The sequence below is a fragment of the Curtobacterium sp. ISL-83 genome (genome assembly GCF_018613895.1).
Taxonomy (GTDB): Bacteria; Actinomycetota; Actinomycetes; order Actinomycetales; family Microbacteriaceae; genus Curtobacterium.
Genome location: NZ_JAGGPH010000009.1, coordinates 206,119 through 221,108, shown reverse-complemented (window position 1 = coordinate 221,108; position 14,990 = coordinate 206,119). Strand labels below are relative to the sequence as shown.

The window sequence follows — 14,990 nt, the reverse complement described above, 5'->3', positions numbered from 1 at the left end:
TGCAGCCGCATCTCGTGGCCTGCGCGGGACGGGCGGGTGCGACGCGCACACCCGCCCGTCCGGCGTCGACGACTACCGGCGGGACACCTTGCCGGTCGGCTTCGAGGTGGCCGCCCCGTCCTGGAACCCGGCCGCCTTCGCGACGACCTGCACCTGGAAGCGGTGGCCGACGTCGGAGGAGCCGAGTCGGTACGTCGCGCCGGTGGCACCGCGGACGGCGACACCGTCACGGAGCCACTGGTACGCGTACGTCACCCGCGGAGCGTCCCACCGACCGTGCTCGGCGAAGAGCTTCGCGCCGACCTTCGTCGAGCCGGAGATCCGCACCGCGCTGCCCTTGACGAGCGACAGCGTCGGCTGGGCGAGCGTCGTCGTGACCGTCTGGGCCTGGTCGCCGACCGCGTTGCCGAGGTGCAGCAGCAGGACCCGGGCGGTGGTGACCCCGGCGGCGCGGGTGACCCGGAGCGCACCGCGGTCCGCGAACAGGACCCCGGTCGTCGTGCCCTGCGCGAAGGTGAGCGCCGGAGCCGACGGGTCGAAGGCCGCCGAGGCGGTCTCGTCCACCACGGAGGACCCGGTGGTCGCGTGTGCCGGGGCGTACGCCGACTCGGTCAGCACCGAGTAGTCGAACGCCTTCGTCGCACCGATGACCGACCCGCTCACGGTGAGGACCTTGACGGCACTGTCGAACGTGTTGACGTCCTGGCCGGGGGCCCCGCCGTTCAGCGGCTGCGAGTCGACGACCGGATCGATCTTCGGGTCGTTCAACGCGGCCTTCGCCAGGTCGATCGTCGTGGCGAACGTGGCGTCCACCGCGGCCGACTTGGCGTCGTACACCAGGTAGTCCGGCGTGCCGTCACGGTTCGTGTCGATGAGCACCTCGACGTTGGTCACCGCGCCGGGGTTCGCGTCCGGACCGGCGGTCTGCACGCCGAAGGCCACCGTGTCCGAGGCCTTGTCGTAGCTCGCGCCGTAGGAACGGATGTCCGCGGCCTGCAGCGACCGCTTGGCCGAGCCGGCCGGGAACGCCTCCTGCGGGTCGGTCCCGCCGAGCACGAACGGTGCGACGGCGGCGTGGTACCCCGTGGTGGCGTCACCCTGGTCGACCGTCCGGCCCCGCAGCGTCAGGTCCGCGGTGCGCGCCGACTTCTGGAAGGTGACGTCCGAGCCCTGCACCTGGCTGACCGGCTTCGGCGCGATGTACGCGCCGAGTCGCAGCGGGTTCAGCCGCTTGTCCGTCGGGGTGAAGGTCACGAGACCCGAGGCCGCGGCGACGAACTCCCGCTGGTACCCCTTCTGCACGGGCGCCTGACCGGGCTCGGTCACCCGGCGGAGCTTCGTCGGGTCGGGGATCGACACGGTGAGCTGCACCGTCGCGGTGCCGTGTGCACGGACCGTGACCCGCGTGGTGCTCAGCGCGAAGGCGACCCCCGGCTCCGCCACCCGCGGCTGGTAGGCCACGTCGTACGTGTGCGGCTGACCGTCGGTGTTCGCGATCTGCAGGGTGCGCTTCTCGGTGGTGGGCGAGGCGACCTCGACCACGCCGTAGGACGCGGTGACGAGCTGGTCGTTCTCGACGCTGCGGACGGTGGTGCCCGCGGTGACCGCCTGGAGTGCGTCGACACGGCCGGTGCCCTGCCGGAGCAGGCTCGCCGTCCCGTCACCCTGCTTGACGTCGTGCGTCGCCGTGTTCATCAGCGCCGCCTTGACCTCGGGTGCCGTCCACGACGGGTGCGACTCGAACGTCAGCGCGGCGATGCCCGCCACGTCCGGCGTCGCCATCGACGTGCCGCTCATCGACATGCGCCCGTCGCCGGTGCCGTTGGCCGCGGAGATCACGTTGACCCCGGGGCCGGCGATGTCCGGCTTGACGATGTCGTCGAACGAACCGTGCACGCCCCGGCTCGTGAACGACGCGAGCGTGTTCACGGCCTCGGGGTCGGTCGCCAGTTCGAAGCCCTTGAGCTCGTCGGCGAACCGCACGTGCAGGGTCCCGGCCAGGGCGGCGGACTGGAGGCCCGTGACGCTGTCCTTCGTCAGCTCGGCACCCGGGATGGTCGCGTTCCCCGCGATGCCGGAGTCGAACGTGTTGAGGGTGCCCGCCAGGAGCACCCCGACGCCACCGGCGGCCTGCACGTTGTTGAACCGGGCGCCGGACCCGCACTCGAGCGCACCGTCGGTCCACTTGAGCCAGACGATCTTGCCCTGCACGCGGGCAGCCTCGTCGGCGCTGAAGGCGGCGCAGCCGTCGACGTTCGTGGTCGGGACGACGACGTCACCCTCGACCGGCAGCGTGCCCTGGTAGTTCTGCGAGTACTGCGCGCGCCAGGTCTTGGCGACGTCCGCCGGGGCGGTGGCCTGCACGCCGTCGTAGAGCGACTGTCCCGTGGCGCTCGCGGCGACGGTCAGGGCACCCTCGGCGTTCCCGGGGGATCCACCGATGTCCGTGAAGTCGCCGGCGTTGCCCGACGCGATCACGGGCAGCACGCCGCGCGCGGTGAGCGCGTCGATCTTGGCGTTGTCGGGGTCGTCCGGTGCGCCGTAGTCGGAGCCGAGCGACAGGTTGAGGACGTTGATGTCCTTGCCCTCGGTCAGCGCCTGGCCGACCCAGTCGAGCGCGGCACCGGTCAGGTCGGTCGACCCGCCGCCGTCGCCGAACACCTTCAGGGCGTAGAGACCCGACTCGGGCGCGGTGCCCGGGCCGACCCACATGTCCTGGACGGTCTGCGTGGTGAGCTTCGTGTAGTCACCGCGGAAGGTCTTCTTGTCCGCGGTCAGCCCGTAGCCGGCGATCGTGCCGGAGACGTGGGTGCCGTGGTCGCCGCCCTTGCCGTCGATCGGGTTCGCGTCCGGCGCGGGCGTCGGGTCGTACGCCTTGCTGGTGGGGTCGGCGTTGTAGGTCGGGCCGGCGAAGTCGTACCCGCCGCGGAACTTGGCGGCGTCGTACCAGCTCGGGTCCGGCGCGCTCGTGCTCGCGAGGGCGGCGTCGTACGCGGCAGTGGTGCCGGGGCCGCCGAAGTCGGCCTGCGTGTAGTCGAGGCCGGTGTCCAGCACGGCGACGTTGACGCCCTTGCCGGTGCGCCCGGTCTGCTGCCACGCGTCGAGCGACCGCGTGTAGACGTCGCTCGCCGCGTTCTTGGGCGTGACGCCGTCCGCACCGGGTCGGACGGTGCTCGGGTCGACACCGCTCGGTGCGGCTGCGGCATCCGGGTTCACCGTCGGCGTGACGATCTGCTTCGGCGTGAGCGGGATGATGCTCTCGACATCGGAGCGCTTCGCGATCTCCTGCAGGGCGGCGACGTCGGCGACGACCGCGACCCCGGGCACGGTGTACTCGGTCGAGTACAGCTCGGTGGCGTCCGCGTCGGAACGCGTGACGGCGGCGCGGACGGCTCGGACCGTCGACGTGATCGCCTGGACGCGCTGGGCGGCGGCCGACGAGGGCTTCCGCGACTTCGTCAGGTCCCCGCCCTTGGCCTGGGCGTCGACCTCCAGCGCTCCCTGCCCGGTCGTCCGCACGAACGCGGCGATCGTCGTCGAGGGCTTGGCGTCCCGCAGCGGCTGCGCGAGCTTCAGGTCGGCCGACCGCAGGCCGGTGGGAGCGGCCGAAGCGGCTCCGCCGACCGCGAGCCCACCGCACGTCATGGCGACGACGGCGATGCCGGCGGTCACGACGCGCGCGAGGCGGTGCGGGTTCGGGGTGGTGCGCGGAGTGGTGCTCGGTTCGTGGATCGGTGTTGCACGGTGCAAAAGGCGCCTCCTGGGCTCCGGCCGTGATTCGCAAGGATTTGCTGTGAAGTTATGTGGTTCCGCTCAGGTTGCGCAGTCGGCTCTTTGGGGGACCGGCCCTCGTTCGGGGTGTGTCGGAATTAACTTGCACATGTGTGTGCAGTTTATTAGCATGGGGGGATGACCACTTCCGACCAGTCGGTGCGCGCGCCCCGACGTGACGCGACCGAGAACCGCGCGGCGCTGCTCGAGGCCGCGAAGACCGCGCTGCAGCAGGACCCGGACGCCTCCCTCGAGACGATCGCCGCCGCCGCCGGGCTCTCCCGCCGTGCCGTGTACGGGCACTTCCCGTCCCGCGATGACCTGGTGCGCGAGGTCGTCACGGCCGGTGCCGCGCGCATCGCGAGCGCGATGCCGACGACGTCGGACCTCGCCGGACTCCCGCCGGCAGCGCGCTTGGCGGCCATCGCGGTGACGCTCTGGAGCGAGGTCACGCACGTCCGGTCGATGGCCAGGGTCGCGCTCCGCAGCCCGTTCAGCGAGTCCGTCGCGCAGGTGTTCGCCCCGCTGCGGGCCCAGGTGCGCGACGCCTGCGCCCTCGGCATCGCCGACGGCACCATGCGCGACGACGTCGACCCCGTGACCCTCGGCCGCCTGGTCGAGGGTGCCTGCATCGCCGTCCTCGACGAAGCCACCCGGTCCGGCACCCCCGACGACGCCGGTCGCCGCATGGTGGTGCTGTCGGCGCTCGGTATGGCCGGCATCGACTGGCGCACCGCGATGCTCTCCGAACCGACGACCACGCTCTCCCCCACCACCCAGCTCTCCCCGACCACCCCGCTCTCCCCGACCACCCCGCTCTCTCCGGAGGACCAGGCATGACCCTCGAACTCGACCACGTCGGCATCGGCGAGGAGCCCGGCGCGGCACTGCCCGTCGTCTCCGCCGTCGCCGCACCCGGACGCCCCGGGGTCGTCGCCGTCGAGACAGAGCAGTCGCCCGTGCTCGCCTCGCTCGTGGCCGGCGGACGAATGCGTCCCGAGACCGGACGGGTCCTGCTCGACGGACAGGACGACGCGGCCGCGATCCACCAGGCATTCGCCCTGGTCGACACCCCCGGGATCGCCGAACCCTTCCCCGTGATGAGCGTCAAGGAGATCGTCCGCGAGGAGCTCGCCTTCGCCGGGCAGCGCCCCTCCCGCGAACACGTCGACACGGTCCTCGAGTCGCTCGGCATGGCGCACTACGCAGACACCCACGTGCAGCGCGTCCCGACCGGTGTGCGGGTCCGGCTGCTCGTCGAGCTGGCCCTGCTCCGGGAGGGCGTGACCGGCCTCGTGATCACCTCACCCGAGCGGCACGGCGGCGCGGTGGAGGACTGGTTCGCGGTGATCCGCGACGTCGCCCGCCGCGGAATCACCGTGGTGCTCGTGACCTCGAAGGCGGCCGCCGCGACCGTCGAGCACCTGCTCGCCACCGTCGCCGACCAGCCGCCGCTGCCGACCGGCGACGCGGACCCTGCCCAGCCTGCGGACCCGGCTCAGACCGGCGACCCTGCCCAGACCGAGGACCCCGAGGACGTGGCCCGACCCGACGGAGGCGACCCCGGCCTCCCGTCCGACACCAGCACCCACTCCGCACCTGCGACCCTGCCCACGGAGGCAACCGCGTGACCACCACCTCGCTCGTCCGCGCCGAACTGGCGCGACTCACCGCCACCCCGCTCGCGCGGCTCGCGTTCATCGCGCTCATGATCGTGCCGCTGCTGTACGGCGGCGCCTACCTGTGGGCGAACCGCGACCCGTACGCCAAGCTCGACCAGATCCCCGCCGCGATCGTCAACCAGGACGCGGGTGCCACCCGTGACGGCGACCACGTGAACTACGGCAAGGACGTCGCGAAGCAGGCGCTCGACGGCGGCGACTTCAAGTGGACGAAGACCACCGCGGCCGACGCGCGCTCCGGAGTCCGCAACGGCACCTACGACTTCGTCGTCACGATCCCGCACGACTTCTCCGAGTCGCTCGTGTCCGCGCAGAGCGACACCCCGAAGCGCGCCGAACTCGTGCTGACGACGGCGGACACCAACTCGTACCTCGCCTCGACGATCGCCGGGCAGGCGGGGAAGACCCTGCGCACGGCCGTGGCCGAGCGGGTCGGGAAGCAGGCGGCGTCGACGCTCCTCGTCGGGCTGGCCGACGTGCGCGACAGCCTCGGTGATGCGGCAGACGGCGCGGGGCAGCTCGCGTCCGGGGCAGCGTCGGCGGTCTCGGGGGCGAACGCCCTCGCGGACGGCACCGGGAAGCTGGCGTCCGGTGCGGCGACGCTCGCGTCCGGCACGGCCGCGCTGCCCGCGCAGACGGCGAAGCTCAACGACGGTGCGCAGCAGGTCGCATCGGGGGCGTCCTCGCTGGCGTCCGGGCTCGCGACGGCGCAGCAGCAGACGGCGGCGCTGCCGGCGCAGACGGCGGCGCTCGACTCCGGCGCACAGCAGGTCGCTGACGGCAACCGGCGGCTTGCCGAGAAGGTCGACTCGTTCAGCCCGGACGTCGCGGCCCTGCAGCCGATCGACCCCGATGCAGTGATCGCCGGGATCGAGAAGAACCTCCCCCAGGGCGCGACCCTGACCGACGCGCAGCGCGCCCAGATCACGGCCGCCGTCACACAGGTGAACGGTGCCGGCGCGAGCGCCAAGCAGACGTACGAGATGACGAAGTCCTCGGTCGACCAGCTGCGGGACGGCTCCGCCCAGGTCGCCGCCGGCACCTCCGCACTGGCGTCCGCAGCACCGACGCTGTCCTCCGGGATCGCATCGGCAGCGTCCGGCGCCTCGGCGCTGTCGAGCGGTGCCTCCCAGGTCGCCGGCGGTACCTCGCAGCTCGCCGCCGCCGCGCCCGCCCTGTCCTCCGGGGCGTCGCAGCTGTCCACCGGTGCAGCCTCGGCCGACCAGGGCGCGAAGTCCCTGGCATCGGGGCTCACCAAGCTCCAGAGCGGCTCGTCCGAGTTGGCGACGAAGCTCGACCAGGGCCGGACGAAGATCCCGGCGTCGACGGCCGACACCAGGAGCGCCCAGGCGTCCGTCATCTCCGACCCGGTGAAGGTCGGGACCGACGACATCGCCAAAGCGTCGAACTACGGCGCCGGGCTCGCCCCGTTCTTCATCTCGCTCGCGGCGTGGATCGGCATGTACGCGCTGTTCCTCATCCTGAAGCCGATCTCGAAGCGGGCCATCACGGCGGTGCGGAAGCCCCTGGCCGTGGTGTTCGGCGGCTGGCTGACCCCGGTGCTGCTCGGCCTCGTGCAGATGGTGGCGCTGTTCTTCATCGTGCGGTTCGCCCTCGACCTGGACGTCGTGCACGCCGGCGGGACGATCGCGGTGATGGTGCTCGCCTCGGCCACCTTCGCGGCGGTCATCATGGCGCTCAACGTGCTGCTCGGCTCGGTGGGGCAGTTCCTCGGCCTGGTGCTCATGCTCGTGCAGCTCGTCACCGCAGGAGGGACGTTCCCCTGGCAGACACTCCCAGGGCCGTTGGCGGCGCTGCACTTCGCGCTGCCGATGACCTACTCGGTCGACGCGATCCGGCAGACGATGTACGGCGGGAACCTCGGGACGGCGTGGTCGGACGCCGGGGTGCTGCTCTGCTGGATGCTCGGCGCGCTGCTCGTGTCGTTCGTGGTCACCGCGCGGCAGACGCGCTCCCGGACGCTGCGCGACCTGCGGCCGAGCCTGATCGGCTAGCGGCGGGGGCCCTCGGCGGAACCAAGTTCCGGACACAGCACCGCGTCGTCGCGTGGTGCTGTGTCCGTCCCACGGTGCGCCGCGCCACGCCGAGCACCCCGCGGGCGACGCCCGCGTACCGTGCCCCGCATGGCGACACTGCTCATCACCGGGGCCTCGGGTCGGATCGGCACCGCACTGCGGCCACGACTCCTGGCCGCCGGACACGACCTCGTCCTGCTCGACGAACGCCTGCCGGACGCGCCCGTCCAGCCCGGCGAGCGCTTCGTCGAGGGCTCGGTCAACGACCGTCCGACGCTCGAGGACGCCCTCGCCGGCGTCGACACCGTCGTGCACCTCGCCGGCATCCCCACCGAGGACGAGTGGGACGCCCTGCTCGACGCGAACGTCACCGGCACGAAGAACCTGCTCGAGGCCGCCGCTGCGAACGGTGTGCTGCGCGTCCTGCTCGCCAGCTCCATCCACGCCGTCGGACGGGTGCCCGAGCAGGACGACGCCCCGGCGAGCGTCCCCGGTGACCGGCTCCCCCGGCCCGACACGTACTACGGCGTCACCAAGGCCGCGATGGAACTGCTCGGCAGCCTGTTCGCGGACCGATTCGAGATGTCCGTCGTGTCGGCGCGGATCGCAGCCTTCGGCGAGCGCCCACCGTCGAAGCGCGCGCTCCTGATGTGGACGTCGCCGGACGACCTGGTGCGCCTGGTGCTCGCGACGACCGAGCTCTCCGAGCCAGGGCACCACGTCGTGTGGGCGGTGTCGCGGAACGCCGACACACCGGCGGACTTCACCGCGGGCGAGCGGATCGGCTTCCGGCCCGTCGACGACGCCTCCGCCGTGCTCGACGCGGACGAGCGCGCGGCGTTGGTGGACGAGGACATGACGTTCCTCGGCGGGAGCATGGCGCAGCAGCCGTTGGGTCGCCGGGCCGACTGACCGACCGCGCGCGCTGCGTGGCGGAGGCGGGTCGTGCCTCCAGGCCGGCGCAGTCCGCGGTCCCGGCGGATACGCCGGGCCGACGCTCCCCCGCCGGTACGATCGTCGGACCAGCCACGGAGGTCGATGCGGATCATGGGAGACGGCAAGCCCGCCACCATCTACGACGTCGCCGCACGCGCCGGCGTCTCGAAGTCGCTCGTCTCCCTGGTGCTGCAACGCTCCCCCCGGGTCAGCGACCAGCGGCGCGCCGCCGTGCTGCAGGCGATCCAGGAGCTCGACTACCGGCCGTCGACCGCGGCGGTCTCGCTCGCCGGGACGCGCTCCCGCACGATCGGTGTGGTCCTCGACGACTTCCGGAACCAGTGGTTCGTCGACCTGCTGACCGGCCTCCGCGAGGCGCTGCAGGACCAAGGTCACCGGCTGGTGGTCGCCGACCGGTTCCTGAACACGGGCCTCGACGCCTCCCCCGTCGAGGGCTTCCTGTCCATGCGTGTCGAGGGCATCGTGATCGTCGGCGAGCCGGACACCGACCTGACCGTCCCCGCGTCGACGCCGCTCGTCATCGCGGGCGGCCGGGTGTCGATCCCCCGCGCGGACACCGTCGCGAACGACGACCGTGCCGGAGGCCGGATGGCCGCGGACCACCTGCTCGGGCTGGGGCACGTCCGGATCGGGTTCGTCGGGGCCGCGTCGGCGGCCTCGGCCGAGCGCTTGGCCGGGTTGCAGGACGGGGTCGCGTCCGCGCTCGCGACGGCAGCCGGCCTGGAGGCTGGGGTCACCGCCGCCACGTCGGCTGCGGCACCGGGTTCCCGCGCGGGCAGCACGCACCCGTCGCTCGCGACCGTGGTGCTGCCCGGCGAACCCACCGAGGAGGCTGGCTCCCGCGGTGTGGCGGCCCTGCTCGACGAACACCCCCACGTGACCGCGGTCTTCGCCGCGAACGACGTGATGGCCATCGGGGCGCTGTCGGAGCTGGCCGCCCGGGGCCTCCGCGTGCCGGAGGACGTGTCGGTGATGGGCTACGACGACACCCCGCTCGCAGCGACCCGGTACGTCGCGCTGACGAGCATCGACGACCGGAGCGTGGACATCGGTCGCGGTGCCGGCGAACGGCTGCTCGCCCGCATCGCCGACCCGGGGCTACCGGCGACCGAGGTCCTGGTCGAGCCCCGGTTGGTGGCGCGGCGGACGACCGCGGCGCGGGGCTGAGGCGGTGCGGGGGCCGGCTCGCGCGTGAGGCGACGGGGGTCTGGCCCGGGGTCAGGCTCGGAGCTGAGGCGGTGCGGGGGCCGGCTCGTGCCTCAGGCGGTCGGGGTCAGGCGCCGCCGAGGGTGACGATCGCGTCCGTCGCGAACCCGGCGAACAGGCCGACCAGCAACCCGTACGCCACCAGGTCGTTCCGGTGCGCCCGCCCGGCGATGGCCAGGAGTTGGATGATCACGTACAGGATCGACCCGGCCGCGAGCGAGAGGAAGAGCACGCTCAGCACGCTGCTCGAGTAGGCCCACCCGATCGCCGTCCCGACGAAGGTCGGCACGCCACCGATCGCGCCGAGCAGGAGCAGGAAGCGCCACGTCGGCCGGTGCGGGTCGCCGGCGAGCGGGGCGACGATGCCGAACCCCTCGGTCGCGTTGTGCAGGGCGAACCCGATGACCAGGACGGTGGCGAGCCCGAGCGCCCCCGCCGCAGCGGACTGTCCGATGGCCAGGCCCTCGGCGAGGTTGTGCACGCCGATGCCCACGGCGACCAGCACCGCGAGCGAGCGGTTCGAGGTGATGCCGGCTTCGGATGCGGCCGCCCGGCGTCGGTGCAGGAAGCGCTCGTAGCCGACGACGGACAGCAGCCCGGTGGTGACCCCCACGACGAACAGGATGCTCAGGCCGGTGAGCCTGCCCGCGTGCAGCGTGCCGGTCAGCTCGGCGTCGATGGGCTCCCACGCGGCGGAGAGGACGTCCCACACCAGGAACACGAGCACGCCGACGGCGCCGGAGCTGAGCAGGACCCGTGCCGACGCCCCGACCGCGCGGATCCTGCCGACCGGCAGTCCGAGGACGATGGTGCTGCCGGCGATCGCGCCGAGCGCGAGGGTCGAACCGAAGTTCATCAGCGGTGCTCCTTTGGTTAGGCAACCCTAACAACTTAGTGCCTACTGGCGCATGTCGGCGACACTGCCCGCACATCGCTCCGCGCTGCGATCGAGGCGCCCGCCGCGCGAGCCTCAGCCGAGGTCGGCGTGCTGGACCACCCAGCTGTGCATCACGATGGCCGCCGCAGCGGAGGCGTTGATGCTCCTCGTCGACCCGAACTGCGTGATCTCGAGGTGCCCGTCCGCACCGGCGACCGCTTCGTCCGTGAGCCCAGGCCCCTCCTGCCCGAACAGGAACACGCAGCGCTCGGGGATCGCCGCCGACTCGATCCGTTCGGCGCCCGGGGTGTTGTCGATCGCGATCACGGGGCGACCCTCCTCCCGCATCACCTGCAGGAACGCGGCGATGTCCGGGTGGTGGCGGACGTGCTGGTACCGGTCGGTGACCATCGCGCCGCGCTTGTTCCACCGCCGTCGCCCGATGATGTGGACCGTGCCCGCCAGGAACGCGTTGGCGCTCCGGACGATCGAGCCGATGTTGAGGTCGTGCTGCCAGTTCTCGATCGCCACGTCGAACGCGTGCCGCCGGGTGTCGAGATCGGCCACGATGGCCTCCATCGACCAGTACCGGTAGCGGTCAACCACGTTCCGGGTGTCGCCCGCGGCGAGGAGCTCCGGGTCGAGCCGCGGGTCGTCCGGCCACGGCTCCGGGTGCGGGCCGACGCCGTGCGTCGTGCGCTCGTGTGTCGGTTCCGGCGCAGCAGCACCGGACGGGAGGCCCTCGGTCACCCCACCAGCGTAGGTCCCGTCCCGCGGCCCTCCAGTACCCTGACCCCATGGCAACCCGCGACGAGGTCGAGTGCTGGCTGACGGACATGGACGGCGTGCTCGTCCACGAGAACCAGGCGCTGCCCGGCGCCGCGGAGCTCATCCAGCAGTGGCAGGACCAGGGCACCGAGTTCCTCGTCCTGACGAACAACTCGATCTTCACGCCCCGCGACCTCAGCGCGCGCCTCCGGCAGTCCGGGTTGCACGTGCCCGAGGAGCGGATCTGGACCTCGGCGCTGGCGACGGCGGACTTCTGCGCGTCCCAGATGCCCGGCGGGTCGGCGTTCGTGATCGGTGAGGCCGGCATGACGACCGCCCTGCACGAGGCCGGCTTCATCATGACGGAAACGGACCCCGACTACGTGGTGGTCGGCGAGACGCGCAACTACTCGTTCGAGGCGATCACGAAAGCCGTCCGGCTCATCCGCGCCGGAGCACGGTTCATCGTCACGAACCCGGACGCCACCGGCCCGAGCGCCGAGGGCGTGCTGCCCGCCACGGGCGCCATCGCCGCGATGATCGAGAAGGCGACCGGCAAGCAGCCGTACGTCGTCGGCAAGCCGAACCCGATGATGTTCCGTTCCGCGATGAACCGGATCGGCGCGCACTCCGAGAACACCGGGATGATCGGCGACCGGATGGACACCGACGTGCAGGCCGGCATCGAAGCCGGGCTCCACACGGTCCTCGTGATGACCGGCATCAGCGACCAGGCCGAGATCGACAAGTACCCGTTCCGCCCGAGCGAGGTCATCTCCGGCGTGCACGAGCTCGTCCGCACCGAGCCCTTCGAAGTCGAGCTGTAGCCACCCCCCACACGCGGGCCACTGCGCCCGCAGGTGACCACTCGGTGAACAAGTCCGGCCTGGGGTGAACAACCGCCCAACCCGGCCATGAGCCCCCTTATCGTTGCCGCTGTCCGAGCCGGGAGAACCCGGCTCTGACCAGGGTTTTCTGTAAGTACTTTCAGGTTGGGACCAGTGTGGCAAAGGCGATGTCGGCGCGCTCGGACGCGGGACGACCGCGGCGGACAGCCGTCGCGGTCACCCTCGGCGTGCTCGTCGCCGGAGCGGTCGCCGCGGCCGTCGTCGTGCCGCGGCTGCTCCCGCACGCGGCGACCCCGGGCAGCACGGGCGCGTACACGGTCGGCGCCGGCACGGACGTCTGCGGCACCGGGTGGCCCGGCGGCGGGACGGCACCGTCCGCCGGCACGCAGACCCTCCGGATCCGCAACACCTCGGTCGCCGGCGTGGAGGTCCAGCTCGTCGGCCGTTCCAGCGGCGCGGTGTTCCTCGACGCCGAGGGCCTCGGGTCCGGTGCGGCCCACACCTACCGGGTGCGGCTCGCCCGGGGCGACTACCACTTCCGCTGCCTGCCCGCCGACGGGGACCCGGTGGACGGGCCCGTCGTGCACGTCTCGGGTGCAGCCCACGTGTCCGACGCCACCCCGGGGGTCGTCCCCGTCACCCGCGACGACCTGATCCCGGCCGCGAAGACGTACGGCACGTGGATCGAGAGCCGGCTGCCCGTCCTGCTCGGCGACGTCCGCCGACTCGACGACGACGTGCACGCCGGCGACCGCACTGCCGCGCGGGTGGACTGGCGCACCGCCCACGTCGAGTACGAACAGCTCGGCGCGGCCTACGGCGCCTTCGGGGACGAGGACACCGCGATCAACGGGCTGCCGGCCTCCGGCCACACCGCGCTCGACGACCCCCACCTGACCGGCTTCCACCGGATCGAGGCGCTCCTCTGGGCCCCGACGAGCGGCGCGGGCACGGACACCGCGGGGACGAGCGCGGCGACCGCTCCCGCCGACGCCCTGGTCGCGGCGGTCCAGCACCTCCAGCAGACCTTCCCGACGGCCCGTGTCGACCCGCTCGAGATCGGCCTCCGGGCGCACGAGATCCTCGAGAACGCCGTGCAGTTCGAGGCGACGGGCCGGTCGGACGCGGGCAGCCACACGTCCCTCGCCACCATCGACGCGAACGTGGCCGGGACCGTGCACGCCCTCGATCCACTGCGGGGCATCCTCCGCACGCGGTACCCAGAGCTCGCCGACACCGACCGGGCACTGGCGACGCTCCGCACCGAGCTCGAGCGCCACCGCCGACCCGACGGCACCTGGACCGCACTCGACGCCCTCGGCCGGCCGGACCGGGAGCGCCTCGACGCGGCCCTCGGCGACGCGGTCGAACGCCTCGCCCCGGTCGCCGCGATCTGCGACCCGAGGAGGACCTCGTGACCCGCCGCCCACGCGCCATGGACGCCGAGACGTACCGCCGGATGGTCGAGGCGCACGCCGCCGCCGGACTGCACCCGGACGGGACCACCGCCCGCGCGGGATCCGTCGCCTCCGTCCCGCCGACGGACCAGCCTGGAGGCACCGCCGCCGTCCCGACGTCGGCCCGCGGTCTCGGCCGGCGCGCGTTCCTGACGGGCGCCGTCGGCGCCGGAGCCGGCGCCGCCGCGGCGGCGACCATGGCTGCCGGAGCCGTGGGGAGCCTCCCGTCCGAAGCCGCAGCTGCCGCGACCGGCGCGCCCACCGCGGCCACCTCCTTCGCCTTCCACGGCGCCCACCAGGCCGGGATCGCGACGCCCGCGCAGCGGCAGTCCGCGTTCCTCGCCTTCGACGTGACGGCCGCCGACCGCGCCGGACTCGCGGACCTGCTCCGCACGATCACGGAGCGTTCGCGTTTCCTCACCCGCGGCGGCACCCCGCCCGAACTCGGCATCTCGGCGCCGCCGTCCGACTCGGGCGTGCTCGGACCGGACGTGCCCGCGGACGGACTGACCGTCACGGCGAGCGTCGGGGCCTCCCTGTTCGACGGCCGCTTCGGGCTCGCGAGCCGGAAGCCGGCCCGGCTCCGGACCATGCAGGACTTCCCGAACGACGACCTCGACCGGGCGATCTGCGACGGCGACCTGCTGCTCCAGGTGTGCGCGGACAACACGGACACGGTGCTGCACGCCGTCCGCGACCTCACCAGGGCGACCCGCGGCGGCATGCAGGTGCGCTGGCGGCAGGACGGCTTCCGGTCACCGCCTCGGCCCTCGGGGACTCCGCGGAACCTGCTCGGCTTCAAGGACGGCACCGCAGGACCCTCGACCACCGACCGCGCGGCCATGGACGAGCTGGTGTGGACCCGCGGCGGCCAGGCCGGCGAGCCCGACTGGGTGACCGGCGGCAGCTACCACGTGGTCCGGACCATCCGCATGTTCGTCGAGTTCTGGGACCGGGTGTCGCTGCAGGAGCAGGAGACCATGATCGGTCGGCACCGGGACTCGGGTGCGCCGCTGACGCGCACGGACGAGTTCGACGACCCCCGGTACCAGGACGACCCCACCGGCGACGTCATCCAGATGGACGCGCACATCAGACTGGCGAACCCGCGCACCGCGGCGTCCCGCTCCGAGCAGATGCTCCGTCGGCCCTACAACTACGACCGCGGCACGGACGCGAACGGGAACCTCGACATGGGGTTGCTCTTCGCGTGCTTCCAGGCCGACCTCGACCGACAGTTCGTCGCGGTGCAGAAGCGCCTCGTCGACGAACCGCTCGTCGACTACGTCTCGCCCGTCGGCGGCGGCTACTACTTCGCCCTCCCCGGCGTCCGGCACACGGACGACTGGTTGGGGCGCGGGCTCCTCGCCCGACCATGACCCTCCCCC

11 protein-coding genes are annotated in these 14,990 nt (G+C 72.8%); 8 read left to right on the top strand and 3 right to left on the bottom strand.

What is annotated here, in order from left to right:
* Window positions 1-72 precede the first annotated feature (72 nt).
* Window positions 73-3,750 (bottom strand): S8 family serine peptidase, encoded by a 3,678-nt coding sequence (locus J7E22_RS09120; protein ID WP_214981191.1) that lies wholly within the window; start codon window positions 3,748-3,750, stop codon window positions 73-75.
* Window positions 3,751-3,909: 159 nt separating this feature from the next.
* On the opposite strand from J7E22_RS09120, the gene J7E22_RS09115 reads away from it, so the two are divergent.
* The 5 genes from J7E22_RS09115 to J7E22_RS09095 all read left to right on the top strand — a co-directional run bounded on the left by J7E22_RS09115 (window position 3,910) and on the right by J7E22_RS09095 (window position 9,613).
* The gene (locus J7E22_RS09115; RefSeq protein ID WP_214981189.1) at window positions 3,910-4,611 is read left to right on the top strand and encodes a TetR/AcrR family transcriptional regulator; all 702 of its coding nucleotides are present in this window, start codon (window positions 3,910-3,912) and stop codon (window positions 4,609-4,611) included.
* Entirely contained in the window at window positions 4,608-5,402 is a 795-nt protein-coding gene (locus J7E22_RS09110) for a hypothetical protein (protein WP_214981186.1), read from the top strand. Before J7E22_RS09115 ends, J7E22_RS09110 begins: the two co-directional genes overlap by 4 nt.
* Entirely contained in the window at window positions 5,399-7,468 is a 2,070-nt protein-coding gene (locus J7E22_RS09105; RefSeq protein ID WP_214981183.1) for a YhgE/Pip domain-containing protein, read from the top strand. Before J7E22_RS09110 ends, J7E22_RS09105 begins: the two co-directional genes overlap by 4 nt.
* 129 nt (window positions 7,469-7,597) lie before the next feature.
* Window positions 7,598-8,401, top strand: a complete 804-nt coding sequence (locus tag J7E22_RS09100; RefSeq protein WP_214981181.1) for an NAD(P)-dependent oxidoreductase — start codon at window positions 7,598-7,600, stop codon at window positions 8,399-8,401.
* A 135-nt stretch (window positions 8,402-8,536) separates the two neighbouring features.
* Window positions 8,537-9,613, top strand: a complete 1,077-nt coding sequence (locus tag J7E22_RS09095; RefSeq protein ID WP_214981178.1) for a LacI family DNA-binding transcriptional regulator — start codon at window positions 8,537-8,539, stop codon at window positions 9,611-9,613.
* Window positions 9,614-9,719: 106 nt separating this feature from the next.
* Here J7E22_RS09095 and J7E22_RS09090 read toward each other — a convergent pair whose 3' ends face one another.
* Window positions 9,720-10,508: a ZIP family metal transporter gene (locus J7E22_RS09090; protein ID WP_214981176.1), complete on the bottom strand. Its 789-nt coding sequence runs from the start codon at window positions 10,506-10,508 to the stop codon at window positions 9,720-9,722.
* A gap of 114 nt (window positions 10,509-10,622) precedes the next feature.
* Window positions 10,623-11,279, bottom strand: a complete 657-nt coding sequence (locus tag J7E22_RS09085; RefSeq protein ID WP_214981168.1) for a TrmH family RNA methyltransferase — start codon at window positions 11,277-11,279, stop codon at window positions 10,623-10,625.
* A 47-nt stretch (window positions 11,280-11,326) separates the two neighbouring features.
* Between J7E22_RS09085 and J7E22_RS09080 the strand changes: the two genes are divergently transcribed.
* The 3 genes from J7E22_RS09080 to efeB all read left to right on the top strand — a co-directional run bounded on the left by J7E22_RS09080 (window position 11,327) and on the right by efeB (window position 14,981).
* Window positions 11,327-12,124, top strand: coding sequence for an HAD-IIA family hydrolase (locus tag J7E22_RS09080; protein ID WP_214981165.1), 798 nt, complete (start codon window positions 11,327-11,329; stop codon window positions 12,122-12,124).
* A 188-nt stretch (window positions 12,125-12,312) separates the two neighbouring features.
* A complete protein-coding gene (locus tag J7E22_RS09075) occupies window positions 12,313-13,563 on the top strand; it encodes an EfeM/EfeO family lipoprotein (RefSeq protein WP_214981163.1) in 1,251 nt (416 codons plus the stop codon).
* The gene (gene efeB, locus J7E22_RS09070; protein ID WP_308159192.1) at window positions 13,560-14,981 is read left to right on the top strand and encodes an iron uptake transporter deferrochelatase/peroxidase subunit; all 1,422 of its coding nucleotides are present in this window, start codon (window positions 13,560-13,562) and stop codon (window positions 14,979-14,981) included. Before J7E22_RS09075 ends, efeB begins: the two co-directional genes overlap by 4 nt.
* The last annotated feature ends 9 nt before the right edge of the window (window positions 14,982-14,990 follow it).